Origin of the sequence: Sphingomonas phyllosphaerae (assembly GCF_029623345.1) — a bacterium.
Lineage (GTDB): Bacteria > Pseudomonadota > Alphaproteobacteria > Sphingomonadales > Sphingomonadaceae > Sphingomonas > Sphingomonas phyllosphaerae_C.
In genome coordinates, this window is the sequence record NZ_JAPYKH010000019.1 from 54,177 (window position 1) to 79,448 (window position 25,272).

A 25,272-nucleotide genomic window follows, 5' to 3' on the forward strand; every position below is an offset into this window, starting at 1 on the left:
CGCAGCGGCGCCTGCCGCCCTCTCGTTTCAACCGTCGCGCAGCCGCGCGTCGAGCGCCGCGCGGTCTTCCGCGTCGGCTTGCCAATGGTCGGCGAACAGCCCGCGCTCGCCGAACAGCGACGCGACGATCCCGCTCTCGCCGACCTCGCGCCACAGCGCCGCGAGCCGCTCCGCCATCGGGTCGTTGACCGGCGCGCCGTCGCCGCGGACGTGGCGCAGCCACGCCGCCAGCGCCGTCAGTGTCGCGGGGCAGCGGCGGCCCTTCGCTGCGCTGGCGCGCAAGGTCGCGAGCCAGCGCTGCGGGATCTTTTGCGAGCCGTCCATCGCGATCTGGATCAGCGAATGCGGCAGCGCCGGGTTGGCGAAGCGCGCGAACAGCGCGTCGGCGTAGGCGCCGAGGTCCTGCTCCGGCGCCGGGGTGAGGCTGGCCGCGGCCTCGTCGCGCATCAGCGGCTCGACGATGGCGCGAATCGTGGGATCGGCGACGGCCTGATGGACGAACTGATGCCCGCGCTCCAGCCCGAGATAGGCAAGCGCCGAGTGCGCGCCGTTGAGCATCCGCAGCTTGGCGAACTCATAAGGCGCGACATCGGCTACCAGCTGCGCGCCGGCCAGTTCCCAGCGCGGACGGCGCGTCGCGAACCGGTCCTCGATCACCCATTGCATGAAGGGCTCGGTGGTTACTGCGGCGGCGTCGTACAGGCCGATCGCGGCGGCGGTGCGCTCCAGGTCGGCGTCGCGCGCGGCGGGGACGATGCGGTCGACCATCGTCGACGGACAGGCGCACTCCGCCTCGAACCACGCGCGCAGGCCCGGATCGGAGCGATCGAGCCACGCGCCGAGCGAGGCCGCGAGCGCTGCGCCGTTGTGCGCGAGATTGTCGCAGCTCACCAGCGTCAGGCCGCCGGCACCGGAGGCGCGGCGATCCGCGAGCGCGCGCGAGAGATGGTGGTAGATCGTGCCCCCCGCCGTCTCGACCGAAGCGACGTCGAGTGCGCCATCGGGACCGCGGTGATAGCCTTTCTCGGTGACGGTCAGCGTGACGAGCGACGTGGTGGGTGCGGAGAGCACCATGCGCAGCCGTTCGCCGTCGCGCGGCGCCACCAGCATGTCGCGCAGCGCACCGACCAGCGCGACCCGCTCGCCCGCGGCGGAGCGTTGGGTCACGGTGTAGAGCCCGTCCTGCGGCAGCAACGCCTCCGCCACCGCGGGCGAGCGCAGCGACACGCCGGTGATCGCGAAGTCGCGGTCGCCCGCCGACATCGCCGCATCGGTATAGACCGCCTGATGCGCGCGGTGGAAGGCGCCGAGCCCGAGATGGACGATCCCAGTGGCCTGCGCGGTGCGGTCGTACCCAGGGCGCATGACGCTCTCGGGCAGCCGATCGACGGTGGCAGGCGACAGCCGCTCCGCGCCGCTCACAGCTTGTACGCCTTCCGCACGAGCCCGACCGTGAGATCCCGCGCCAGCTCGGCCGCCTCCCAGTCCTCGAGCCGATGCTCGGCGACGAGCCGCGCGAGATAATGGCAGTCGATCCGCCGCGCGACATCGTGGCGCGCCGGGATCGAGAGGAAGGCGCGGGTGTCGTCGTTGAACCCGACCGTGTTGTAGAAGCCCGCGGTCTCGGTCGTCATTTCGCGGTAGCGCAACATGCCTTCGGGTGAGTCGTGGAACCACCACGCCGGCCCCAGCCGCAGGCACGGGTAATGGCCCGCGAGCGGCGCCAGCTCGCGCGCATAGGTGGTCTCGTCGAGCGTGAAGAGGATCAGCGTAAAGCGCGGATCGTTGCCGACCACGTCGAGCAACGGCTTGAGCGCCTCGACGAACTCGATCCGCAGCGGGATGTCGGCGCCTTTGTCGCGGCCGTGGCTCTCGAACAGCCGGCGATTGTGGTTGCGGTACGATCCCGGGTGGAGCTGCATGACCATCCCGTCCTCGACGCTCATCTTGGCCATCTCGGTGAGCATCTGCGCGCGGAACAGCTCGGCGTCCGCCGCGTCCCAGCTCCCGCCCGCGATCCGCGCGAACAGTGCCTCGGCCTCGCCGGCGGAGAGGTTGGCGGTGCGCGCGCTGGGATGACCGTGGTCGGTCGCGGTCGCGCCCGCGGCACGGAAGTCGGCGCGGCGCTGACGGTGCGCGGCGAGGTAGCCGCGCCAGCACCACACATCCTCGCCGGTCAGCTCGGCGAAACGCGCCATCGCGGGCTTGAACTGCTCATGTTCGACGTCGATCACGCCGTCGGGGCGATAGGTCGTGACAATGCGCCCGCCCCAGCCCGACTCGCGAATCCGGCGATGCGAGTCGAGCGGATCGTCCGCCCCTTCGGTCGTCGCGAGAAACTCGATCCCGAACCGGTCGAACAGCGCGCGCGCGCGGAAGGCGGGCGTGGCCAGCTGCTCGTTGATGCGATCGTAATAGAGGTCGGCGGTCTCGGCCTCGAGCGCGACGTCGAAGCCGAACACCTCGGCGAAGACATAGTCGAGCCACAGCCGCGACGGGGTGCCGCGAAACAGGTGGTAATGGTCCGCGAAGACGCGCCACGCCGCGCGCGGATCGGTCGCGGGCGTACCGGCGCGCGAGGGGATGGCGAGATCGTCGAGCGCGACGCCCTGCGAGTGGAGCATGCGGAAGACGTAGTGATCGGGCGCGAGCAGCAGCTCGGTCGCATTCTGCCAGCGCGAGTCCTCGGCGAACCAGCGCGGATCGGTATGGCCGTGCGGGCTGACGATCGGCAGCGCGCCGATCTCGGCGTACAGCGCGCGCGCGATGTCGCGCTGGATCGGATCGCTCGGGAACAGCCGATCGGGATGGAGCCGCAGCGCGCGCGTCATGCCAGCGCCTCCGCGCGCGCCCCGGCAAGCGCGTGGGCGATGCCGCGCTCGGCGCCGCGCAGCTCGGCGAGCCCGCGCATCCGGCCGAGCAGCGAGTAGCCGGGATTGGTCACGCGCGAGAGGTCGTCGAGCATCTGGTGTCCGTGGTCGGGGCGCATCGGGATCGAGCGATCCTCGCGCTGCTGGAGACGGTGGACCGCGGCGATCACCGCGGTCATGCCGGCGTCGCCCTCGAGGTGCGCCGCCTCGTGGAACGTTCCCCCGCGCGCATCGCCGCTCTCGCGCTGGACCGAGCGCAGGTGGAGGAAGCCGATCCGCTCGCCGAGCCGGTCGACCATCCCCGGCAGGTCGTTGTCCGGCCGCGCGCCGAACGACCCCGCGCAGAAGCACAGGCCGTTGGCGCGGCTCGGCACGCGCGCGAACAGGTCGGCGACGTCGGCCTCGGTGCTGACCACGCGCGGCAGGCCGAAGAGCGCGAAGGGCGGATCGTCGGGATGGACCACCAGGTGCAGGCCGAGCTCCTCCGCCACCGGGCAGACCGCCTCGAGGAAGGCGACGTGATGGGCGTGGAGCGCGGCGGCATCCACCCCATCATAGCTGGCCAGGGCGGCGCGGAAGTCCTCGATCGAGAAGCTCTCCTCGCTGCCCGGCAGGCCGGCGATGATGTTGCGCTCGAGCCGGCGGCGCGCGTCCTCGTCCATGCCGGCGAGGCGGCGCTCGGCGCGCTCGATCAGGTCGCTGGCATAGTCGCGTTCGGCGCCGGCGCGGCGCAGCACGAAGAGGTCGAAGGCGGCGGCCGCCTCATGTTCGTAGCGCAGCGCACGCGCGCCGTCGGGCAGCTCCCAGCCGAGATCGGTGCGGGTCCAATCGAGCACCGGCATGAAATTATAGGTGACGACGCGGATGCCTGCGGCGGCGAGATGGCGCAGGCTCGAGCGATAGGCGTCGACCAGCTCGTTCCAGCGCGGCCCGCGCGTCTTGATCTCCTCGTGGACCGGCAAGCTCTCCACCACGGTCCAGCCGAGCCCTACCGCGGCGATGGTCGCGCGCCGCTCGGCGATCGCCGCTGCGCTCCACACGGCGCCGTTGGGCACCTCGTGGAGCGCGGTGACGACCTCGGTGGCGCCGGTCTGGCGGATGTCGCGCAGCGTCACCGGGTCGGACGGGCCGAACCAGCGCATCGTCTGCGTCATCCACCGCACCCGCCCGTCCTGTCGCGCCATCCGCCCGTCCCCGCTGTCGCCCCGAAACATCATCCGCGGCTCAGAACACGAAATTCACCGCCAGCGCAAAGGTGCGACCGAAATACGCGGTGTAGAGCGGGTCCTTGCGCTGAGTGTCGACGGTAAGCCGGTTGGTCTCGTTGGTGATGTTCTGCACCTCCGCGATCAGCTTGACGTTTTCGGTCAGGTTGTACGACGCCGAGGCGTCGACGAAGATCGAACTGGCGTTCGAGGTCGAGTCCGCGTCGACCGAGCCGCTCGGGACCGCGGTGAGGAACGAGGCGCGATAGTTCACTGTCGAGCGGATACTGAAGCGGCTGTCCTCATAGTAAAGCGTCCCGCTCGCGGTCTCGGGCGACAGACCGACCAACGGCGCGGTGCGCGAGAGCGTCGGCGAGATGATGTAGTTGATGTTCGACCGCACCCGCGTGAAATTGCCCAATGCGCCGAAGTTCTTGAGGAAGCCCGGCAGGAAGGTGAAGGGCAGTTGCACGTTCGCCTCGAAGCCGCGCAGCGGACCACCCGGGGTGTTGTTGCTGCGCTGGACGGTGAACTGATCGCCCGGGCGCAGCTGCGTGCCGTTGAGCAGCGAGAGCGGCAGGCCGATGTCCTGGAAGGCGACGCTGGCGCTGGTCGTCTGGATGTAGGTCTCGATGTTCTTGTAGAAATACGCCACCGACAGCAGCGAGCCGGGGCGGAAATACCATTCCAGCGCGGCGTCGAACGTGTTGGCGCGGATCGGTTCGAGGAACGGGTTGCTGAACGAGGCGGTCTGGATCACCAGATTGGCCGAGCCCGAGGGGATCAGCTGGCCGTAAGCGGGGCGCGACATCACGCGCGCCGCCGAGAGGCGCGCGATCAGGTCGGGCGTAACGTCCAGCGCGAGGTTCATCGACGGCAGCCAGTCCTCGTAGGAACGGCTCACCTCGGAAATGACGTAGCGCGACGGGTAGGTCGACCCCGCCGGCGCGGCGGTGGTGATCGGGCCATAGGTGTCGAGGCTGGTGTGGACGTAGCGCACGCCCGCGTCGCCGCGCAACGTCACCGGCAGGATGTCCTGCGTGTCGAACTTCACCATGGCGTAGCCCGACTTGTACTTCTCCTCGACGCCGCCGTAGGTGCCCTTGGCGCACTCGATGCTGCAATAGACGTAGCTGTCGAGCCCGACCGCGTCGCGGAACTTGTCCGGGTCGACCGAGACGAAGTCCTGCAGCTGGCCGTCGAGGTTCTTGCCGATCCCCGTGGTCGTGAAGGTGATGTCCGCCAGCGAGACGCCGGCGGGCAAGGCCAACGGACTGTTGGTGGCGAGCTGGCGCTCGCGCGCGGTGTATTTGTTGGTGCGGTACTGGCCGCCGAACTGGATGGTGAAGCCCTGCGCCGGCTTCCAGTCGCCGTTAAGCTCGAAGGTCTTGCTGACGATCGTGTTGCGGCGGATAAAGTTGGAGAGCTGGCCGCGCTGGTCGCCGTTGGCGAGTGGCGGACCGTATTGGAACAAGGTCGGATCGGTCGTTTCGATGCCGTAGCCGATCTTGGGGATGTCGGGATTGTCGCGGAAGTCGATCGACCAGTTGCGCGAGTCGTTCGAATCGATCGCCACCTGCAAGCGATTTACGTCGAGCCGCGACTCGTTGATGCCGGCCAGGCCGAACACCCGGAAGCTGTCCGAGAAGCGATGGTCGAAATTGAAGTTGGCCTGCTTATACTCGGACGTGAAGCGCTCGCTCTGCATCTCGGAGCGCAGGTCGACGCCGTCGAACAGGCCGTGGACCAGCGAGCCGTTGTCGTCGACCTCGATCTCGCGCACCGAGGTGAGCGGCTGGCCGTTGTTCGAGATCGCGCGGCCGAACGAACGCGCGTCGAAATAGGTGTCGAGCCGGTCGACCTTGAAGCGCGAGTAGAGCCCGTCAAGCGAGATGTCGGTGTTGTCGCTCGGCTTCCACTGGAAGGTCAGCGATCCCGCGATGCGCTGCTGATCCTGGCTGCTGCGCACCGGGCGCGGCAGGCGCGGTAGATAGACGCCGCCGCCCGGCCGCCCGTTCACGCCGGTGCGGCTCATGATGTAGTCATAGGCCGCCTGGGTGCCGGTGCGCGGGTTGTTGGTGCTGCAATTGTTGGCGTCCGAACCGATCGAGGCGCCGCTCGGCTGCGTATAGCCGACGCCGGGGCTGGTCACCGCGCCGCCGTTATAGGTGTAGCCGACGGGCGTGCAGAAGGGGAAGATCACGCCCGCATTGGCGCTGCCGTTCGGCTGAGCGAGGCCGTAGACCGTGGTCGGCACGACATCGACCGCCGAATAGGCATATTCGTCGATGCGGCGCTTTGAATAGGCGACGCTGGCGAGCACGCCGAACGTATCGCCGAACTGCTTGGAGACGAGCGCTGACAGGCGCGGGTCGACGTCCTTCTTGATGTCGTTGTAGATCCCGCGTGCGGTACCGGAGAAGACGAACGACTTCTTCTGGTCGAACGGCTTGGGCGCCCGCAGATCGACGGTTGCGCCGAGCGAGCCCTCCTCAACGTCGGCCGAGGTGGTCTTGCGCACCGACAGCGCCGAGAAGATCTCGGTCGGGAAGGTGACGAAGTCGAACGAGCGGCCGGTGGCGACGCCGCCGCGGATGTCGCTGCCGCTGACCTGCGACACGCCCTCCATGCCGTTGATGCGGACGCGCGTGAACTGCGCGCCGAGACCGCGCACCGAGATGTTGCGCCCCTCGCCGCCGTCGCCGCGCGACAGCGCCACGCCGGGAATGCGCTGCATCGATTCGGCGAGGTTGGAATCGGGGAACTTGCCGATATCCTCGGCGACGATGCTGTCGACCGCCGCGGTTTCGGCGCGCTTCTGATTGAGCGCGCTGTTGAGCGAGGCGCGGAAGCCGGTGACGACGATATCGTTGATCTGCGCCTCGCCGCCTTCCTGTACCGGCGATTGCGTGCCCTGCGCGTCGGTCGCGGGCGGCGCGGCGGGGGCGCCGGCGGAGACGACGTCGCCGGTGGCGGAGGGTGACGGCTGGTCCTGCGGCGCGGTCTGCGCGGCCGCGGCGCCCGCAATCAACGCGGCGAGCGCGCTCGACGACACGAACAGAGCGCATTTGTGGCGATGGTGCATGCCCACATCCCCTCTCCCAATATGCGCACGCTCGTCTCAGGCTCGCTGTGCGCCGGTGGTGCCGCCGCCGTCTGTGCGGCATGCGGTCGATGAGGGAGAGCTAACAGCTGCGAAGCTGTCTGGCAACTGGCCTGACCAGATTGTAGGAAATCGTGAGCAATCCTCCCCACCTGCGGGAAGGGGACCATGCGATGCATGGTGGAGGGGGCTCTCCACGCAGCGCAGCGCTCGCGGAAGCCCCCTCCTCCACCACCCTGGCGCGCGGCGGTTCCCCTCCCCGTGCCGGGGAGCAGCTTAGTCGCTCTACACCGTCCGCCTTGCCAGCGCACGACGGCGCTGGTCGGTCTCCTTGCGCGCGCGCTCCACCGCCTCGGTTTCGGTGACGTCGAGCAGATAGTCGATCACGCGGCTGAGATGGTCGCGCATGGCATTGCGCGCATCGATCGGCGAGCGCGCCTCCAACGCGGCGAGGATGCGGCCGTGCTCGGCGAGCCGGCTTTCGGTGCCGAGGCTCCCCGCCTTCAGCAGCACCTCGCGCGCCAACGGCGAGCGGAAGCGCATGTCCCAGAAATCGGTCACAGCCGAAATGATAACGGCGTTGCCCGTCGCCTCGGCGATGGCGATGTGGAAGCGGCGATCGGCGTCCTCGGCGACCTCGTCGCGCGCCATGTCCCCCAGCAGGCCGCGCAGCTCGGCGAGTTGCTCCGCGTCGATCTCGGTCGCCGCCACCGCCGCCACCTCGCCCTCGAGCAGGCGCCGCGCCTCAGTGATCTCGAACGCGCCGATGTCGAGCTCCTGTTCGACGTGCGGCGTCGCGGCGGCAAGGACGAACACGCCCGAACCCTTGCGCGCCTCGACCAGCCCCTGCATCTCCAGCGCGATCATCGCCTCGCGGATCGTTGGCCGGCTCACGCCGAACCGCTCGGTCAGGTCGCGCTCGGCCGGCAGCCGCGCGCCGACGGGATAGACGCCCGCGGCGATGTCGGCGACGATCGACTGCACGATCCTGCGGTATAATTTGCCGCCATGCTCGGCCACGCGCGTCAGCTCCTCAGCGTCGCGACGCGCCCGTTCCGCCGCCCTCTAGCCCCATGTTCCTCGCCCTGCCGGGCCGGCACGTCAAGCCTTTCCGGGCGCGACGGCGTGGTAAAATGTCTGACACTGGCCTTGCATGTGGCCCGACCACGTTCTACGCCTAGCGCCGAGAGTGCCGCCTCCGGTATGCCCGGCGAGTGGACACCCGCGCCATGATCGAGGGGAGAGACGGTGGTTCGCACATTCGCGTTGCTGGCGCTGACGGCATGGTCGTCGGCCACCCTCCCCGCCGTCGCGGCAGCCCAGGCGGCGCCGACGCGCAGCGCCGCCGCGCCGTGGCAGGACCTGATGCCCAAGCCCGGCCTCGCCGGCTGGCACCGCACCGGCGGCAACGCCGCCTATGAGGTGGTCGGCGACGAACTCGTCGGCCGGGCGGTGATCGGCAAGGGCAACAGCTGGCTCGTCTCGGACCGGCTCTACGGCGACTTCATCGTCGAGTTTGACGCCAAGACCGATCCCACGCTCAACTCGGGGATGATGATCCGCGGGCAGAGCCGCCCCGATTACCGCAACGGCGTCGTGTTCGGCTATCAGGCCGAGATCGATCCCTCGTCGCGCGCGTGGAGCGCGGGCCTGTACGACGAGCAGCGCCGTCAGTGGCTGTACACGCTGGGGCGCAACGAGGCGGCGCGCAAATCCTTCCGCTCGGGCGACTGGAATCACTATCGCGTCGAGGCGATCGGCAACCGGCTGCGTACCTTCATCAACGGCGTGCCCGCCGCCGACATCGTCGACGACACTGACGCGCGCGGCTTCTTGGCTTTCCAGGTCCACGCGCTGCCCGACGCGGTCGCCGCCAAGGGTCCGGAGGTCCGCTTCAAGGGCCTGCGCATCATCACGCAGGACCCGAAGCGGTACGCCATGCCCGAGAACCGGCTCGAGCAGCAGGGGTGGCAGTCGAACGCGCTCACCGCGGCCGAGCGCCGCGCCGGCTGGACGCTGCTGTGGGACGGTCGCACCGGCAAGGGCTGGCGCGCGGCCAAGGGCGGCGGCTTTCCCTCGCATGGCTGGACGATCGCGAACGGCGTGCTGTCGGTCGAGAAGAGCGCGACCGAGGCGGCGCGCGGCGGCGACATCGCCACCGCGGCGACCTACAAGGATTTCGAGCTGTCGGTCGATTTCCGCCTCTCCGAGGGCGCGAACAGCGGGATCAAATATCTGCTGCCGCCGGGGCCGAACGGCGGCGTGTCGAGCGTGGGCTTCGAATATCAGCTGCTCGACGACGCGCGCCACCCCGACGCCAAGATGGGCCGCGACGGCAACCGCACGCTGGCCTCGCTGTACGACCTGATCCCGGCGCGCAACCTCTCGGACCCGGACAGCCCGGGCAAGCGCGCCAACCCGCCGGGCGAGTGGAACCGCGCCACCGTGGTGGTGCGCGGCAACCATGTCGAGCATTGGCTCAACGGCTTCAAGGTGGTGGACTATGAGCGCGGCTCGGCCGAGCTGAAGGCGCTGATCGCGCAGAGCAAGTTCGCGCAGGCGGCGGGCTTCGGCGAGACCGCCGACGGCGCCATCCTGCTGCAGGATCACGGCGACAAGGTCGACTTCCGCTCGATCAAATTGCGGAAGTTCTGATTTGCGTGGGGCGTTCTCTAAAACGCTCCCCGGCGCAGGCCGGGTCCCGGTTGGGGGACGACGGCGAGTCTCACCCGGGCCCTCGCAACTGCGCCCCGGCCTTCGCCGGGGAACAAGAAAAGCATAGATAACAAACACCCCAGGGGAGGCACCACGATGTTCGACCGTCGAACGATGATCAAGGGCGGCGCCGCGACGATCGGCGCAATGGCGTTCACCGCCAAGAGCTACGCGCAGATCAAGGGCGCCAACGACCGCATCCGCGTCGGCATCGTCGGCGTCAACGGGCGCGGCCAGGCGCATATGAGCGCCTTCTCGAAGCAGCCCAACGTCCAGGTGACGCATTTCGCCGACGTCGACTCGACCGTGCTGGCCAAGCGTGCCGCCGAGTTCGCCGAACGGTCCGGCACCAAGGTGAAGACGGTCGGCGACTATCGCAGGCTGCTCGACCGCAAGACCGTCGACGTCGTCACCGTCGCGACGCCGGATCACTGGCATGCCAAGGTCGCGATCGACGGCATGGACGCGGGGCGCAACGTCTATATCGAGAAGCCGGTCGGCATCGCGCCGGCCGAGGGCGAGGCGCTGATCGCCACCCAGCAGCGCACCGGGCGCGTGCTCCAGGTCGGCAACCAGCAGCGCTCCAGCATCGAGACGCGCCAGCTGCTCGACCTGATCCGCGCCGGCGAGCTGGGCGACGTCTACGAGGCGCAGACCTGGTACGCCAACAACCGCAAGTCGATCGGCAAGGGCGAGGAGATCGCGCCGCCGCCCAACCTCGACTGGAACATGTGGCAGGGGCCGCGCCCACGCGGGCCGTATCGCTCCAACCTGGTCCACTATAACTGGCATTGGTTCTGGAAGTACGGCACCGGCGAGATCTGCAACAACGCGCTGCACGAGCTGGACATCGCGCGCTGGCTGATGGGCGTCACCTACCCCAAGACGGTGAGCGCGCGCGGCGACCGGCGCTTCTTCCGCGGCGACGACTGGGAGATGTACGACACGCTCGCGCTGACGCTCGGCTATGACGACGGCCGCGTGATCCGCTGGGACGGCGAGAGCTGCAACGGCATGCTGCGCTACGGTCGCGGTCGCGGGACGTTGCTGCTCGGCACCAAGGGCTCGGCGGTGGTCGATCGCAACGGCTTCGAGCTGTACGACCTCGCCGGCAAGCAGGTGCGCGAAGTCAAGGCGGCGGCCTCGTCCGAGACCACCGGCACGGTCGGTGAGGGCGCGCTCGACGTGCTTCACGCCGCCAATTTCCTCGCCGTGGTGCGCGGGCAGGAGAAGGCGCTCCATTCGCCGATTCAGGAGGGGCACATCAGCACGACATTGTGCCACCTCGGCAACATGGCCTATCGCACCGGCGGGGCGATCACCGTCGACCCGGCGACCGGCAAGCCCAACGAGGCGGCGGCGCAGAAGCTCTGGTCGGTCGACTATGAGCCCGGCTGGGAGGTTCGCGCCTGAGGTGAACGAGATGGAGGCGAGCGTCGCGCGGTTCGCCGCGATGGGCACGCGGGTCGAGCTGCACCTGTTCGGCCGCGATGCTCCCGATGCGCTCGCCGCCGCGCGCGCCGCGGTGGAAGCGGTGGAGGACGCGCTGACGGTGCGGCGCGAGTCGCCCGCGGTGGCGCTCAACCGGATGCTGGCGCGCGGGGGCGAGGCGGTGGTGGCGGATCCGCTGCTGTGGGAGGCGCTGCTGGCGGTGGACGCGATGTGGGGCGCGACGGACGGGCTGTTCGATCCATGTGTGGGGGGCGGGCCGGAGCTGCTCCGCGGGTCGTGCGACGAGCACACCCTCTCGCCCGACGCTGTTCCCCGGCGAACGCCGGGGCCCAGTTGGGAAAGCCTTGGTGGCTCTTGCGAGATGTCCCCCACCTGGACCCCGGCGTCCGTCGGGGCGGAGCGGGAGGGGGAAGAGACGATCTCCCTCCAGTGTGTCTCCCGTGGCGGCGTGGCCGTCGTCGCGTCGTCATCACTACCGCCTTCCCGACAGGGCCCCGGCCTTCGCCGGGGCACAAGCGCGCTCGAGGCCAACGACGTCTCCCCCCTCTCCCGCTGGTCCGCCCTCACGATCGACCGGGCCACCCGCCGCGTCGCCGCCGCGCACCCGCTCGCGCTCGACTTCGGCGGCTTCGGCAAGGGCTACGCGCTCGACCGCGCCGTCGCTGCCCTCCGCAGCGCAGGCGTCATCTCGGCCTTCCTCTCCGCCGGCGAGAGCTCGATCGCGGTGATCGGCGAGCACCCGCTTGGCGGCGCATGGCCGCTCGCGATCCCGCATCCGGAGATCGACGGCATGTGGCTGAGCGAGCTCGAGCTCACCGACGCCTCGCTCTCGGTCTCGTCCACCGTCGGCGCCGGCGCGGCGAAGCCAGGCCGCGTCGCGATGATCCGCCCCATCGACGGCGCGATCGTCACCCGCCGCGCGACCGCCGTCGCCGTCGCGGCAACCGGCGCCGAGGCCGAAGCGCTCAGCACCGCGCTCCTCGTCGCCGATGCATCCGCCGCCGACCGCCTCCGCGCCGCGGCGCCCGATCGTCGCTTCCTCTTCTCCCATGACGCGCCGACGCGCGCCGACCGACCGATGGAACTCACCGCATGACCGACGACGATTTCGCGCTCTCGCGCCGCTCCTTCCTCGATCGCGTGCTGGTCGCCTCGGCAAGTGTCGGGATGAGCGTCGCCGCCCCCTGGACCGCGCTCGCCGCGGCCGAGCCGGCGAGCGGCCCGCGCGTGCGGCTCGGCGTGATCGGCACCGGCGACCGCGGCCGCGCGCTGATCCAGAACATCAACAAGACGCGCAACTGCACCGTCGCCGCTCTGTGCGACCCGTTCGCGCCGCACATGGCCAAGGCGCGCGCGCTGGTGCCCGCGAGCACGCCCGTCTTCACCGATCACCGCGCGCTGCTCGACGCCAAGGGGATCGACGCGGTGGTGATCGCCACGCCGCTCGACCTCCACGCGCGGCTCACGATCGAGGCGCTCGACGCGGGCTATCCGGTGTTCTGCGAGAAGGCGATGGCGCGCACGATCGCCGATTGCGGGGCGATGGTCACGCGCGCACGCCAGCGCGGCAAGGTGCTCCAGATCGGCCACCAGCGCCTGTTCAACCCGACCTATCTCAACGCGCTGAAGCGCGCCAAGTCGGGCGAGATCGGCACGATCACGCAGATCCGCGCGAGCTGGCACCGCAATCGCAGCTGGCGCCGCGACGTGCCGGCGGGCGGGCAGGAGCGCGAGATCAACTGGCGGTTGTACCGCGCGCGCTCGGCCGGGCTGATGACCGAGCTGGCGACGCACCAGCTCCAGGTCGCCAATTGGTTCATGGACGGGCTGCCGACGCGCGTGATGGGCTCGGGCAGCATCTGCTTCTGGAAGGACGGGCGCGAGGTCTATGATCAGGTCGCGCTGATCTTTGATTATTCCGAGGGGCGGAAGGTGATCTACACCTCGATGCTCAACAACGCGCGCTACGGCTGCGAGGAGCAGATCCAGGGCAGCAAGGGCACGATCGAGCCCGAGCTCGGCCGTATCTATCAGGAAGTCCAGCCCGCCGCCGTCCCCGCGCTCGCCAAGATGCGCAAGGACGTCCAGGCCGGGCGCAAGAACACCGTGCCGATCGGCGGCGCAACCTGGTTCCCCGAGCTGCCCGTCACCACACCGGGCGATTCGCTCGGCTGGGGCGAGTATGACGAGACGATGCTCCAGTTCGAAGGCTTCGGCGAGGCGGTGCGCAGCGGCAAGGAAGTACCCGGGCTGCTCGCCCAGGCCTATTACGCCAGCGTCGCCTCGCTGCTCGGCGAGCAGGCGATCGACACCGGCCGCGCGCTCGACTGGCCAACCGACCTCGTCACCGTCTGACCTTTCTTCTCCTGAGGACCTGTTGCCATGGACATGATCGATCGCCGTCTCCTGCTCGCCGGTGCCGGGCTCGTCGGCGCGGGGATCGCCAGTGCGTCGGGCGCGCAGTCAACCGCGGCGGGCAACGGCGTCTCCGCCGAGGGCGCGCCGACCGGCCCCGACCCCAGCGCCAAGAACCGCCTGCGCTTCGCGGTGATCGGGCTCGACCACTCGCACATCTTCGCCATCACCGACGCGCTGATCCGCGGCGGCGGCACGCTGGTGGCGGTGCACGCGGGCGACCCCAAGCAGCTCATCCCCTTCCGCAAGCGCTACGGCGACGTGAAGGTGGCGCGCACCGAGGAGGAGATCCTCGCCGACAAAACGATCCAGGTCGTCGCCAGTGCCTCCATCCCCGATCTGCGCGCGCCGCTCGGCGTCCGCGTGATGCGCGCGGGCAAGGACTTCCTGTCGGACAAGCCCGGCATCACCAGCCTGGACCAGCTCGCCGAGGTGCGCCGCACGATCGCGCAGACCAAGCGCAAGTTCGCGATCATGTATTCGGAGCGGCTCGAGGTACGCGCCGCGGTCAAGGCGGGCGAGCTGGTCCATGCCGGCGCGATCGGGCGGGTGGTGCAGACGATCAACATCGCGCCGCACCGCGTCAGCGCGCCGACTCGCCCCGATTGGTTCTGGGACGTGAAGTATTACGGCGGGATCCTCACCGATATCGGCAGCCATCAGGCCGATCAGTTCGTGTTCTACACCGGCTCGACCGAGGCCTCGGTGGTGGCGTCGCAGGTCGGCAATTTCGCCACGCCGCAGCATCCGAAGTTCCAGGACTTCGGCGACATGATGCTGACGGGCAACGGCGGCGCGGGCTATGTCCGGGTCGACTGGTACACCCCGGACGGGCTGCCGACCTGGGGCGACGGCCGCGTCTTCATCCTCGGCACCGAGGGCTATATCGAGCTGCGCAAATATGTCGACATCGAGGGACGGCCCGGAGGCAACCACCTGTTCCTCGCGGACAAGAAGGGCACCCGCTACATGGACTGCAGCAAGGTGCCGCTGCCGTTCGGGCCGCAGTTCGTCACCGACGTGGTCGAGCGCACCGAGGTGGCGCAGAACCAGGCGCAGGCGCTGCTCGCCGCCGAGCTGGTGCTGAGCGCGCAGGACAAGGCGCGCACGCTCTCGGGCGCGCGCCCGCCGGTGCAGGGCGGCTGAGCGGGGGCGCTAGCGGTTGTGAACCTATTCCTCTCCGTACCCGGGAGGATCTAGTCTCTCCTCCTCACGCCGCCTTCGGCAGCACCGCAGCCTCCGCCGGCGCCACACCCACCGGCGTCTCCACCGGCACCACACCCGCGTCGACGCTGCCGGTGCGTTCCAGCTTGCCCCAGCTCACCTTCGGTCCGGTCAGCGCGGCATAAGCGGCGCGCAGCACCACCGCGTAGAGGATCTGGCGATAGCCGAAGCGTTGCAGCAGCAGCCGCAGCGCGGGGAAGCGTGATTCGCGGCGGTCGAGCCGGAAGGCGATCCAGCCGCAGGCGAGGTCAACCGCGGTGAAGGCGAGCCAGAAGGCCGCTACCGTGGTCGCATCGCCTCCCGCCGCGTCCCAGCCGCGGTCATAGATCCGCCACGCGGTGCCACCGACGCCGGCGACCAGCCCGAGGTCGATCAGCGGCGCCACCAAGGTGAAGCCGAACTGGAACAGCAGCGCCTGCGGCAGACCGATCCAGGCAAGCCCGCGCGGTCGCCCGCGCCCGATCAGCGCGCGATGCTTCCACAGACACTGGAGCGTCCCGAACGCCCAGCGGAAGCGCTGCTTGAACAGAGCGCGCACCGTCTCGGGTGCCTCGGTCCAGGCCACCGCGTCATTGTCGCAGGCGACGCGCCAGCCGGCGCGCTGCACCATGATGGTCAGATCCTGGTCCTCGGCCAGCGTGTCCTCGGGATAGCCGCCGACCTGGTCGAGCGCGACGCGGCGCCACGCCCCGACCGCGCCCGGCACCACCGTCACCGCGCCGAGCGCGGCGAGCGCGCGCCGCTCCAGCTGCTGCGCGGTGACATATTCCAGCGCCTGCCAGCGCGTGATCAGGTTGACGCGATTGCCGACCTTGGCGCAACCCGCCACCGCGCCGATCGCGGGATCGCCGAACCAGCGGGTGAGCTTGGCAACGGTATCGGCTTCGAACTGGGTGTCGGCGTCGAGCGCGATCACCACGTCGCCGCGCGCCTGCGCCAGCGCGGTGTTGAGCGCGCGTGCTTTGCCGCCGTTGGTCAGCGTCAGCAGCCGCACGCGCGGGTCGATCGCGAAGGCGGCGCGCACCACCGCGGACGTGCCGTCGGTCGAGCCGTCGTCTATCACGATCACCTCGACGCGCACGCCCTCGCTGGCGAGGATGCGGCGCACCGACGACTCGATCACGCGCGCCTCGTTGAAGGCGGGGATCAGCACCGAGACGAAGCCGGGCACGCGATGCGGCGCCGCCACGGGCACGACGTCGCGGCGCCGCCACAGCGCCAAGGCGGTGAGCGAGAGCGAGCGCGCCATGCCGAGCGCGATCGCGACAGCGAACAGCCAGCCGAGCGAGTCGCGCAGCCAGGCCGCACCGTCGAACAGCGTGCGCGCGCCCGCGGCACGCACGCCGGTGCTGGCGGCGAGTTGCGGCATCACCTCCTCGCGCGACAGGCCCGCAAGCGTCGAAACCGGCACCAGCTCATAGCCCCGCGCGCGCAGCCCGCGGATGATCGCGGGCAGCGCCGCGAGCGTCTGGGTCCGATCGCCGCCCGAATCATGCAGCAGCACGACCTGCGCCGGGTGGTCCGTGGTGCCGGCCGCCACGCCGGCGATCACGCGACGCGCGATCGTGGCGGCGTCCGGCTTCTCCCAGTCGAGCGGGTCGACGTTGAGACCGACGGTGAGATAGCCGAGCCGTGCCGCGACTCGGCTGGCGTGGAGCTCGTCGCGCCGGTCCGGGTCGGCGTCGCCGAGGAACGGCGGCCGGAACAGCGTCATTGCGCGCCCGGTGTAGGCCTCCACCAGTCGCTCGGTGGCGCGCAGCTCGAGCGCGATGTCGGCCTCCGAGCGACGGCCGAGATCGGCGTGGGTGGTGGAGTGGTTGCCCAGCTCGTTCCCCTCCGCGACGATGCGGCGCAGCAGCGGCCCCTGCCCCAGCGCGTTGGCGCCGGTGACGAAGAAGGTGGCGTTGGCACGCTCGCGGCGGAGCACGTCGAGCAGACGCGGAGTCCAGCGCGGGTCGGGGCCGTCGTCGAAGGTCAGCGCGACCAGCCGGCGGCGCGCGCCGGTGCGCTCGACCACGTCGGGTCCGGGCAGCCGTCCCCAGCGCTCGTCGCGGACCAGCCCATCGCGCGCGACGAAGCCGCGCTCGCCCGGCGACGCTACGGCGGCGAGGCGGAGCAGCTCGCCCTTGCCTTCGACCGCGACGGTTTCTTCCGCCGGCATCGTTTGGCGCGCGGGCAGCGCACCGCCGGCGAGCAGCGGCCATACGGCCGGATCCTCGCTGCCAAGCCGCCAAAGCGCCACGCCCGCGGCGCCGGTACGGCGCACGGCGGCGAGCTGGTTGGCGGCGCTGGCGGCGTCGAGCAGCCACACGTCGTGCCTGGCCGCACCGAGTTGGTAGGAGAAATGGCTATTGCCGCTGGCGGCGTCGAAGGCCGGCGCGGTACCGGCGCGGCGCGCGATCGCCCAGGCGTCGGTGATGGAGCGCGGCTCGGTGCTGCGCCCGGCCCAGTCGTAAGCGTAGCTGCCGATCGCGACGATCGCCTTGTCCGCACCCGCGCGCGCGACCGCCTGCGCGACGACGCGCGCGAACCACGGCTGCGAGGCGATCGGACCGGCCTCGCCGCCCATCCAATGCTCATCATAGGCCATCAGCACGACCCGATCGGCGGCGCGCGCGTAGGCGGCGAGGTCCCAGTCGGGGTCGGCGACCGGCGCTGCGAGCATCACCACCCAGCCGCGCGGGGCGAAGCGCGCGCGCAACTCGCCGAGGAAGCGGAGATAATCGGGGTGTGCGGCGGCGGGCAGGCTCTCGAGATCGAGCATGACGCCGGCGCCGCGCTGCTGCGCGACCAGCGACTCCAATTGTGCGGCGAAGGCGCGGCGCGCGCCGACGTCGGCGAGCAGCGCGGCGGTAGCGGCACCGTCCCACTGACCATCGGCGCGCGCGTTCTGCACCATCGGCAGCAGCCGCGGCCGGCGCGACGTCGCGGCGAGCAGCGGCGCGAGCGTCGCGTCGTCCTCGACGGTTAGGCGGTGGTCCGCGCCGGTGACGGTAGCGATGCCGGGGACGAGCCAGTCGAGCGCGCCGCGATGCGCCGCGAGCGATGCGCGCGAAGGCGCGTCCCACGGCATGTAGAAGCCCATCGTCTCGCGCTTCAGCGCCGCGCCGGTCGCGGCGGGCAGCCACGCGCCGGTGGCGGCGGCGACGGGAGCGAGGGTCAGCGCGTGCGGCGTCGTGTCGGCGTCGGCGAAGCGCGGCGCGACGCGGTCGAGCGGCTGCACCAGCAGCGCGACCAGCAACGCCAGCCCGGCGAGCGGCACCAGCGCCGCGAGTGCCAGGGTCGCGCGAACGCGCCGCCCGCGTCGCCCGCTGGCATCGTAGAAGATGGACACGCTCGCTGTGGCTCCCGGTAGGTCGGGGCGGCCCCTAGCGAATTAGGGTAAACAATGGGTTGCGGCGTGAACGCGGGTTGGCCGTATTGGGTGAGCGCGGGCAGGCAGAATCCGGGTAGCGCCAAGTCTGGCAATCCTACCGTCAGCGTAAGATCGTCTACTTTCGCGAGAGACGATTTCGTATTGCTGTCCGTCTTTCCGCGTCAGCCCTACCGCAAGCCTTATTCCGTCAGAAGCGGGTCGAACCTAGCGAGGACAAGCTTCACCTATCCCCGTCCCGCCGCGACGGTGCTGCTGATCGAACGCTCCGGCTGCGACGAGAGCGTGCGGACGATCGTCTCGAAACGTCCCTCTGACACGCGGATCTCGTTGAAGGCCGGCGGTGTCGCGCGCGTGCGCTTGGACAGCGTGCCCGCGCCGATCAGCCGCAGCGTCCAGCCACCGCGCTCATACGGCACGTCGAACGGGTCATGGACATGCCCCGACAGCACCGCATGCACCCCCGCCTCGGCGAGCGCCTCCAGCGCGGCGTCGCCGTTCCTGGTCTTCGCGGTACCCTTGGTTCCGCCCTCGATCAGCGGGTGGTGCCCGGCGACGAAGATGAGATGGTCCTTGGGCGCCTCCCGCACGAGCGCCAGCGCGCGGCGGAGCGCGCCGCGGCTCACCCGGCCCTTGGACCAGTTCCAGCGCCACTGCGCTCGCGCGGTGGTCTTCAGCGGCACGACGGTGACCCCCGCCACGTCGAGCGGCTTCTCGATCATCCGCTCCACCGCCGCGTAGCGCGAATAAGGTGAGAACAGCCGCCGGATCGGGTCCCAATAATAAGGGATGTCATGGTTGCCGACCTCGAGCGTCACGGGCACGCCGAGGCTGCGCAGCCACGCGCCGCCGGCCTCGAACTCGCCCGGCGTGGCACGCATCGTCAGGTCCCCGGTCATGATCACCGCGTCTGGCTGCTCCGCAGCGACAAGGTCGCGGAACCACGCCACCGCCTCCGGATCCTCCGCGCCGAAGTGGACGTCGCTTACGTGAAACAGCTTGGTCATGCGTCGCCCTTGTTCGTCAGAGGCATAGGACGCGAGCACGCGCGCCGGGTTCCCGCCCCGCTCACACCAGCACCGGTTGCGCGATCCGCCCGTCCGCGCCGAACACGCGCAGGTAGCGCTCGATCTCGGCCGGCGTGCCGGTCGCCTTGGCGGGGTTGTCACTGAGCTTCACCGCGGGATGGCCGTCCGCCTCGGTCACCTTGCACACCAGCGAGATCGGCTCGAGCCCGCCCGCGCCGTCCGGGTCGCAGCCGCGAAAATCGTTGGTGAGGTTGGTGCCCCAGCCGAAGCTCAGCCGCACGCGGCCGTGAAAGTGGCGGTAGACGCGCTCGATTGAGTCGACGTCCATCCCGTCCGAGAAGATCAGCAGCTTGCCGCGCGGATCGCGGCCGTGCTGCTGCCACCAGCGGATGATCTGCTCGCCCGCCTCGATCGGCGGCGTGCTGTCGGGGCGAAAACCGGTCCAGTCCGCCACCCAGTCGGGCGCGGCGCGCAGGAACGCCGCGGTGCCATAGGCGTCGGGCAGCGCAATCAGCAGATTGCCGCCGTAATGCTGGCGCCACTGTTCGAGCACGCGATAGGGCGCGCCGGCGAGGCTGGCGTCGTCGCGCGACAGTGCCGCCTCGACCATCGGCAGCTCGTGCGCGTTGGTCCCGATCGCCTCGAGGTCGGCGTCCATCGCCAGCAGCACGTTCGAGGTGCCGATAAAGCGCTCGCCAAGCCCTTCCTTGAGCGCCTCGACGCACCAGCGCTGCCACAGGAAGCCGTGGCGGCGCCGCGTGCCGAAGTCCGAGATGACGAGGTCGGGCAGCTGGCGCAGCCGCTCGACCTTGTCCCACAGCTTGGCTTTACCCCGCGCGTACAGCACGTCGAGCGCGAACCGGTCGTGGTCGCGCGTCGCGGCGCGCGAGCGCAGCTCGTTGATGATGGCGAGCGCGGGAATCTCCCACATCGTCGTCTCGCACCACCGCCCCGCGAAGGTCAGCTCATATTGGCCGTCGACGCGACGCAGCTCATAGTCGGGTAGGCGGAACTCGGCGAGCCAGGCGAGGAAGTCGGGCGCGAACATCCGCGCCTCGCCGTAGAAGCTGTTGCCCGCCAGCCAGATCAGCTCCTTCTTGGCGAAACGCACCGTACGCGCATGGTCGAGCTGGGCGCGCAGCTCGGCCTCGTCGATCACCTCGGCGAGGCGCACCGTCTTGGTGCGGTTGATCAGCGCGAAGGTCGCGCGCGTCTCCGGGTGGAGACGGCGGATCATCTGCAACATCAGCAGCTTGTAGAAGTCGGTGTCGAGCAGGCTGCGAACGATCGGATCGAGCCGGAAGCTGTGATTGTAGGTCCGCGAGGCGATGTCGGTAACGGTGGTCATGCCGGGGGCATAAGCGGTGCGCACGCGGCGATGAAGAGGCAACCATCCTCCCCTTGCCACGGAGGATCGAAGCTCTCATCCCCCGAACGATCGGCCCCCGCCCCAGCCACCGCTCGACCGCGCCGACACGCGCCCGCCGAAGCCGCCGCGCGACACCACCGAGCTGCGCGTCTGAATGCGCTGCGTCGTCACCGGCGCGGTGATCGCGCGCGAGCCGACTTGATAGCCATAGCCGCGTCCGCCAAAGCCACCGCCGTACAGCCAGGCGCCACCCGGCGTATAATAGCGCTGGTCGCGCCCGCTGCGGTACAGGCCCGAATAATGATAGCCCGGCCCGTTGAGCATCCGCCCGATCATGAAGCCGGTCAGCAGCGGCACGAAGAAGCTTTGCCCGCCCTCGTTGCGGACGAGGCAGTTGCCCGAGCCGAACTGGTCCTCGCACACGTCGCGGTCGGCGAAGCGCGGTGCGGTCTTGCCGTCCTCCGCGGCGGCGTTGCGCGCGGCCTCCTCGCACGTCACCTGCGCGAAGGCGCCGCTGGCCTTGCACTCGTCGACGTTGTTGAACGCGGCCACCTCGGTGGGCGCGCCGTAGCGCTCGCGCGAGACCTGCTCGTCGCTCGGCTGCGGATCGCAGGCGGAGAGCATCGCCAGCGCGCTCGCGGCGGAGAGACCCGCGGCGGCGGAGCGCAGGCGGCGGCGCGGGGCGGTCGAGTCGGTCATGGCGACCTCAATAGGTCATGCTGGCGGCGTTGAGCAGCCCGACCGAGATCGACGTGGCTGCGGCATAGACGCCGCTGGCGACATTGCCCTCCTCGAGCCGCCGCGCCATGTCGCGCACCACGACGCGGCGCACCACCAGGCTGGCGAGCACCTGGATCGCGCCGGCGAGCACCGCCCAGGCGACGAACTCGACCGGATCGGCGGTCTCGCTCAGCGCCGAGGCGAGCGGCAGCGCGAAGCCGATGATCGCGCCACCGAAGGCGAGCGCAGCGGCGACATTGCCCTGCGCCACCAGCGCACGCTCGTCGTACGGCGTCGACTTCTGGTAGATCGCCTTGAACAGCGCGAGCAGCACGCAGGCCAGCCCGAAGGCGAGCAGGAAATGGCCCACGCCGGCGAGATAGGCGGGAAGGTCGAGCGTCACGATGGCGTCTCCCGGGTCAGTGGCGGGGCGGATGGTTGAGGGAATGGCTTGAGTAAGTGCCGGCGACTAGCCCCGCACTGTCCCACCCACGTCACCCCCGCGAAGGCGGGAATGACGAAAGGGACGCGGGCATGACGGACGGGAAAGGGTTTAGCGCGACCTCGCTCACGCGCTGAACTCCGCCGGCGACAGCGGCAGCCCGACCATCAGGTCGTGCGTCGTGTCCCCGCCTTCTGGGCTGGTCGCTACCGCGAGCAGCAGCTCCTGCCCCTCGGGTGCGAGATCGCGCGCGTAGAGCATGCATTGCTGGCGGATCTGCTTCACCGGCGCGCCGTCGCGCTCGTAATAGAGCGCCTCCCACAATTGCACCGGCGGCTGGACGCGGTCGTCGCCCTCGTACCAATAGCGGCGGAACGGCGGCAGGCCACCCTCAACCCACTCGGGCTTGGTCATCCGCTCGCGGAACGCGGCGTCGTCCCAGCCGCCGCTGGCGTAGGTCGACGACCACGGCCGGAACAACGTAAAATCGTCGGCGTCGCTGCCGTCCGCCTGCTGGCTCACCGCCTGCAGCATCAGCTCGTCGTCGGTGTAGAAGCGGTGGACATAGCCGCCGTCGTCGAGCTTGATCAGCCCCTGCGCGGTGATCTCCAGCGTGTCGCGGTCGAGCGTGAACACGCCGCCGGTCAGCCGCCGCCACGCCAACGGATCGAGCCGCACCATCCGCCCGATCGTGATGTCGCGCACCACCGCCACGCTGGGTCGCGCCGCGTCGTCGCGCGCGCCGCCGAAGAGGCTGCCGAAGATCATGCCGTCACCCGTCGCGCCTTTCCTTGCTCACGGGTGCGGGCTAATGCGAGGGGTGTCAACAGGCGACAACGGCAGGAGCAGCGATCGGTGAGCGACACGGCGCGGGTATGGACGATCGGTCGGCTGGCGGACGCGCTGGCGGCGCACCGCGAGGAGCTGAGCGTCGAGCGGATCGAGTCGGCCGAACCGGTGCTGCGCGTAACGATGCACGATCACGGCGACCTCGCGGTGTTCGTCAGCTGCGCGGGCGAGCAGATCGTCGTCTCCACCCTGCTGTGGCCGGTCGACGAACAGCATGAGGCGGAGAAGTTCAACCGCTTCCTGCTGAAGGCGCAGAAGCTGGTGCCGCTGTCCAACTTCGCGATCACCGAGCTGGATGGGCGCGAATATTACGAGCTGATCGGCGAGCTCTCGATTGAGTCGAGCGAGCGCGAGATCCTGATCGAGCTGCGCGTGCTGGCGCAGAACGCGCTGGACGCCGCGGCCGACCTGCGCGACGCCTTCGCCGCCGCCTGACCCTCATTTCCTCAAGGACCGATACGTCATGTCGATGTGGAAGCAGTTCGTCACTCTGGTACGCGGCAGCGCGCACGAGGCGGGGCAGTCGGTGGTCGACGCGCGCGCGCTGACGATCCTCGACCAGCAGATCCGCGACGCCGGCGCGGCGCAGGCCAAGGCACGCGACGACCTCGCCACGCTCACCGCCAAGCGCCGCCTGATCGAGAAGGACATCGAGGCGCTGGCCGCGCAGCAGGAAAAATACGAGGCGTCGGCGCGCGCGGCGATGGGGCGCGGCGACATGGACCTGGCGCGCGAGGTGGCGCAGCGGCTCGCCACGATCGAGCAGGAACTCGGCGGCAAGCGCCCGCAGGTGGAGGAGATGCGCACCGCCGAGGACCGGATGCGCGGCATCATCAAGTCGGGCGACGGCAAGATCGAGTCGCTCCGCCGCGAGGTCGACGTGGTGCGCGCCAACGAGAGCGTGCAGCAGGCGCAGGCGGCGATCGCGGCCAACACCAGCGGCGCCTCGTCGCAGCTCGGCTCGGCGGCGGACAGCCTCAAGCGCCTCAAGGAGCGTCAGGCGGTGCGCGAGGAGAAATTCCGCGCCTCGGCCGAGCTGGAGGACATGCGCACCGGCGCCGACCTCGACGCCAAGCTCCAGGCCGCCGGGCTGCTGCCGGGCTCGAGCAGCGCGGACGACATCCTCGCGCGGCTCGCGGCGCCGAAGGACGGCGGCGCACCGCTGCGGCTCGACGACCGCAGCCGCGACACGTCGCGCGACTGAGCGGGCGGCGGCGGGTGGAGCGGATCGTCAACGGCGAGCGTCCCGGCTGGGAGGAGACCGCGCGCGCGATGGGCTTCACCTTCCACCATCTCGACGGCCAGCGTTACTGGGACGAGCGCGCATATTACCGCTTCTCGCTCGACGAGATCGAGGAGCGCATCGAGGCGCCCACGGGCGAGCTGCACCAGCTCTGCCTCGCCCTGGTCGAGGAGGTGGTGGCGAGCGACTCACTGATGCAGCGGCTCGCCATACCCGCTGAGATGCGCGACATGGTGGCGGCGGCATGGCGCGCGAAGGCGCCGTCGCTCTATGGCCGGTTCGACTTCGCCTACGACGGCACCGGCCCGGCCAAGCTGCTCGAATATAACGCCGACACGCCGACCAGCCTGTACGAGACCGCGCTGTTCCAATGGCAGTGGCTGGAGGATCGCGTCGCCGACGGCACGCTCCCTGCTGAGGCGGACCAGTATAACCGCCTCCACGACGCGCTGCTGGAGCGGTTCGCCACGTTGTTCACGCCGCGCAGCCTGGTCCATTTCAGCAGCGTGGCGGACTCGATCGAGGACCGGCAGACCGTACGCTATCTTGAGGAGGTCGCGCGCCAGGCCGGGCTCGACCCGCAGTTCGTCGCGATCGACCAGATTGGGGTCGATGCCGAGGGCGCGTTCGTTGACGACGAGTCGCTGCTGATCGGCGCTTTGTTCAAGCTCTATCCCTGGGAGGACATGCTGCGCGAGCCCTATGCCGCGCAGCTGCCGACCACGAAGACCTTGTTCCTTGAGCCGGCCTGGAAGGCGCTGCTGTCGAACAAGGGCGTCCTGCCCCTGCTGTGGGAGCGCCACCGCGGCCACCCCAACCTGCTTCCCGCCGCCTTCGCCGACAACGCCGCCGGCGTCGCCGCGATCTGCCCGCGCCACGTGCGCAAGCCGTTGTTCTCGCGCGAGGGTTGGGACATCGCCTTGGTCGGCGCGGGGGACGGCGACGCGGCCGCGCCGCTGGCGGGCGGCTATGGCGAGGAGGGGCATATCGTCCAGGCCTATCAGCCGCTGCCGGTGTTCGACGGCCAGTACGCGGTGGTGGGCTCGTGGATCGTCGGCGACGAGCCGGTGGCGCTGTCGATGCGCGAGGATGACGGCCCGATCACGCGCGACCTCGCGCGCTACGTCCCCCACGCGATCGTGTAACGCGGTCGGCCGCGCCGCGGGCGTGGATGGCGGATGCGGGTGCGAGGGTGGCTGCGCGGCTCCACTCTCCCACCGCGTCGTGCTGAACTCGTGTGAGGGTCCAACCTGCCGCCTGTTGG

General features: G+C 70.1%; 19 protein-coding genes. 8 read left to right on the plus strand and 11 right to left on the minus strand.

Annotated features, from left to right (window positions below; genetic code table 11):
- Positions 1 to 27 precede the first annotated feature (27 nt).
- The 5 genes from QBJ89_RS15935 to QBJ89_RS15955 all read right to left on the minus strand — a co-directional run bounded on the left by QBJ89_RS15935 (position 28) and on the right by QBJ89_RS15955 (position 8,198).
- Positions 28 to 1,422: a mannitol dehydrogenase family protein gene (locus QBJ89_RS15935; protein ID WP_277981462.1), complete on the minus strand. Its 1,395-nt coding sequence runs from the start codon at positions 1,420 to 1,422 to the stop codon at positions 28 to 30.
- Positions 1,419 to 2,831 carry a glucuronate isomerase gene (gene uxaC / locus QBJ89_RS15940; protein ID WP_277981463.1) on the minus strand — a complete coding sequence of 471 codons (1,413 nt, stop codon included), beginning with the start codon at positions 2,829 to 2,831 and terminating at the stop codon, positions 1,419 to 1,421. The genes QBJ89_RS15935 and uxaC overlap by 4 nt, the downstream gene beginning before the upstream one ends.
- Positions 2,828 to 4,054 carry a mannonate dehydratase gene (gene uxuA / locus QBJ89_RS15945; protein ID WP_277981464.1) on the minus strand — a complete coding sequence of 409 codons (1,227 nt, stop codon included), beginning with the start codon at positions 4,052 to 4,054 and terminating at the stop codon, positions 2,828 to 2,830. The genes uxaC and uxuA overlap by 4 nt, the downstream gene beginning before the upstream one ends.
- A 40-nt stretch (positions 4,055 to 4,094) precedes the next feature.
- Complete coding sequence (locus QBJ89_RS15950; RefSeq protein WP_277981465.1) at positions 4,095 to 7,160, minus strand: TonB-dependent receptor; 3,066 nt, start codon at positions 7,158 to 7,160, stop codon at positions 4,095 to 4,097.
- Between the two features lie 303 nt (positions 7,161 to 7,463).
- The gene (locus QBJ89_RS15955) at positions 7,464 to 8,198 is read right to left on the minus strand and encodes a FadR/GntR family transcriptional regulator (RefSeq protein WP_277981466.1); all 735 of its coding nucleotides are present in this window, start codon (positions 8,196 to 8,198) and stop codon (positions 7,464 to 7,466) included.
- Positions 8,199 to 8,426: 228 nt separating this feature from the next.
- Between QBJ89_RS15955 and QBJ89_RS15960 the strand changes: the two genes are divergently transcribed.
- From QBJ89_RS15960 to QBJ89_RS15980, 5 genes are all read left to right on the plus strand, one after another.
- Positions 8,427 to 9,833, plus strand: coding sequence for a 3-keto-disaccharide hydrolase (locus QBJ89_RS15960; protein ID WP_277981467.1), 1,407 nt, complete (start codon positions 8,427 to 8,429; stop codon positions 9,831 to 9,833).
- 156 nt (positions 9,834 to 9,989) lie between these two features.
- Positions 9,990 to 11,306, plus strand: coding sequence for a Gfo/Idh/MocA family protein (locus QBJ89_RS15965; protein WP_277981468.1), 1,317 nt, complete (start codon positions 9,990 to 9,992; stop codon positions 11,304 to 11,306).
- Positions 11,307 to 11,316: 10 nt separating this feature from the next.
- Positions 11,317 to 12,441: an FAD:protein FMN transferase gene (locus QBJ89_RS15970; RefSeq protein WP_277981481.1), complete on the plus strand. Its 1,125-nt coding sequence runs from the start codon at positions 11,317 to 11,319 to the stop codon at positions 12,439 to 12,441.
- A complete protein-coding gene (locus QBJ89_RS15975; RefSeq protein WP_277981469.1) occupies positions 12,438 to 13,700 on the plus strand; it encodes a Gfo/Idh/MocA family protein in 1,263 nt (420 codons plus the stop codon). Before QBJ89_RS15970 ends, QBJ89_RS15975 begins: the two co-directional genes overlap by 4 nt.
- A gap of 27 nt (positions 13,701 to 13,727) precedes the next feature.
- Positions 13,728 to 14,906: a Gfo/Idh/MocA family protein gene (locus tag QBJ89_RS15980; RefSeq protein ID WP_277981470.1), complete on the plus strand. Its 1,179-nt coding sequence runs from the start codon at positions 13,728 to 13,730 to the stop codon at positions 14,904 to 14,906.
- 64 nt (positions 14,907 to 14,970) lie between these two features.
- Here the strand turns inward: QBJ89_RS15980 and QBJ89_RS15985 are convergent, their stop codons facing one another.
- The 6 genes from QBJ89_RS15985 to QBJ89_RS16010 form a co-directional block, all read right to left on the minus strand.
- Positions 14,971 to 18,318: a glycosyltransferase gene (locus QBJ89_RS15985; protein WP_277981471.1), complete on the minus strand. Its 3,348-nt coding sequence runs from the start codon at positions 18,316 to 18,318 to the stop codon at positions 14,971 to 14,973.
- Between the two features lie 266 nt (positions 18,319 to 18,584).
- Positions 18,585 to 19,364: a metallophosphoesterase family protein gene (locus QBJ89_RS15990; protein ID WP_277981472.1), complete on the minus strand. Its 780-nt coding sequence runs from the start codon at positions 19,362 to 19,364 to the stop codon at positions 18,585 to 18,587.
- A 61-nt stretch (positions 19,365 to 19,425) separates the two neighbouring features.
- The gene (pncB, locus tag QBJ89_RS15995; protein ID WP_277981482.1) at positions 19,426 to 20,733 is read right to left on the minus strand and encodes a nicotinate phosphoribosyltransferase; all 1,308 of its coding nucleotides are present in this window, start codon (positions 20,731 to 20,733) and stop codon (positions 19,426 to 19,428) included.
- Positions 20,734 to 20,808: 75 nt separating this feature from the next.
- Positions 20,809 to 21,453: a DUF1190 domain-containing protein gene (locus QBJ89_RS16000; RefSeq protein ID WP_277981473.1), complete on the minus strand. Its 645-nt coding sequence runs from the start codon at positions 21,451 to 21,453 to the stop codon at positions 20,809 to 20,811.
- Between the two features lie 7 nt (positions 21,454 to 21,460).
- Positions 21,461 to 21,877, minus strand: coding sequence for a DUF350 domain-containing protein (locus QBJ89_RS16005; RefSeq protein ID WP_277981474.1), 417 nt, complete (start codon positions 21,875 to 21,877; stop codon positions 21,461 to 21,463).
- Positions 21,878 to 22,042: 165 nt separating this feature from the next.
- The gene (locus QBJ89_RS16010) at positions 22,043 to 22,684 is read right to left on the minus strand and encodes a DUF2491 family protein (protein ID WP_277981475.1); all 642 of its coding nucleotides are present in this window, start codon (positions 22,682 to 22,684) and stop codon (positions 22,043 to 22,045) included.
- 87 nt (positions 22,685 to 22,771) lie between these two features.
- Between QBJ89_RS16010 and QBJ89_RS16015 the strand changes: the two genes are divergently transcribed.
- The 3 genes from QBJ89_RS16015 to QBJ89_RS16025 are packed head-to-tail and all read left to right on the plus strand — an operon-like array spanning position 22,772 to position 25,153.
- Positions 22,772 to 23,200, plus strand: coding sequence for a YjfI family protein (locus tag QBJ89_RS16015; RefSeq protein WP_223013913.1), 429 nt, complete (start codon positions 22,772 to 22,774; stop codon positions 23,198 to 23,200).
- 28 nt (positions 23,201 to 23,228) lie between these two features.
- Positions 23,229 to 23,969, plus strand: a complete 741-nt coding sequence (locus QBJ89_RS16020; RefSeq protein WP_223013915.1) for a PspA/IM30 family protein — start codon at positions 23,229 to 23,231, stop codon at positions 23,967 to 23,969.
- Between the two features lie 14 nt (positions 23,970 to 23,983).
- Positions 23,984 to 25,153, plus strand: coding sequence for a glutathionylspermidine synthase family protein (locus QBJ89_RS16025; RefSeq protein ID WP_277981476.1), 1,170 nt, complete (start codon positions 23,984 to 23,986; stop codon positions 25,151 to 25,153).
- The last annotated feature ends 119 nt before the right edge of the window (positions 25,154 to 25,272 follow it).

Coding starts and splice junctions, on each gene's coding strand:
- QBJ89_RS15970 (WP_277981481.1), top strand. CDS start 11,317: ATGGAGGCGAGCGTCGCGCGGTTCGCCGCGATGGGCACGCGGGTCGAG.
- QBJ89_RS16000 (WP_277981473.1), bottom strand. CDS start 21,453: ATGACCGACTCGACCGCCCCGCGCCGCCGCCTGCGCTCCGCCGCCGCG.
- uxaC (WP_277981463.1), bottom strand. CDS start 2,831: ATGACGCGCGCGCTGCGGCTCCATCCCGATCGGCTGTTCCCGAGCGAT.
- pncB (WP_277981482.1), bottom strand. CDS start 20,733: ATGACCACCGTTACCGACATCGCCTCGCGGACCTACAATCACAGCTTC.
- QBJ89_RS15975 (WP_277981469.1), top strand. CDS start 12,438: ATGACCGACGACGATTTCGCGCTCTCGCGCCGCTCCTTCCTCGATCGC.
- QBJ89_RS16020 (WP_223013915.1), top strand. CDS start 23,229: ATGTCGATGTGGAAGCAGTTCGTCACTCTGGTACGCGGCAGCGCGCAC.
- QBJ89_RS15965 (WP_277981468.1), top strand. CDS start 9,990: ATGTTCGACCGTCGAACGATGATCAAGGGCGGCGCCGCGACGATCGGC.
- QBJ89_RS15980 (WP_277981470.1), top strand. CDS start 13,728: ATGGACATGATCGATCGCCGTCTCCTGCTCGCCGGTGCCGGGCTCGTC.
- QBJ89_RS15990 (WP_277981472.1), bottom strand. CDS start 19,364: ATGACCAAGCTGTTTCACGTAAGCGACGTCCACTTCGGCGCGGAGGAT.
- uxuA (WP_277981464.1), bottom strand. CDS start 4,054: ATGGCGCGACAGGACGGGCGGGTGCGGTGGATGACGCAGACGATGCGC.
- QBJ89_RS15950 (WP_277981465.1), bottom strand. CDS start 7,160: ATGCACCATCGCCACAAATGCGCTCTGTTCGTGTCGTCGAGCGCGCTC.
- QBJ89_RS16010 (WP_277981475.1), bottom strand. CDS start 22,684: ATGATCTTCGGCAGCCTCTTCGGCGGCGCGCGCGACGACGCGGCGCGA.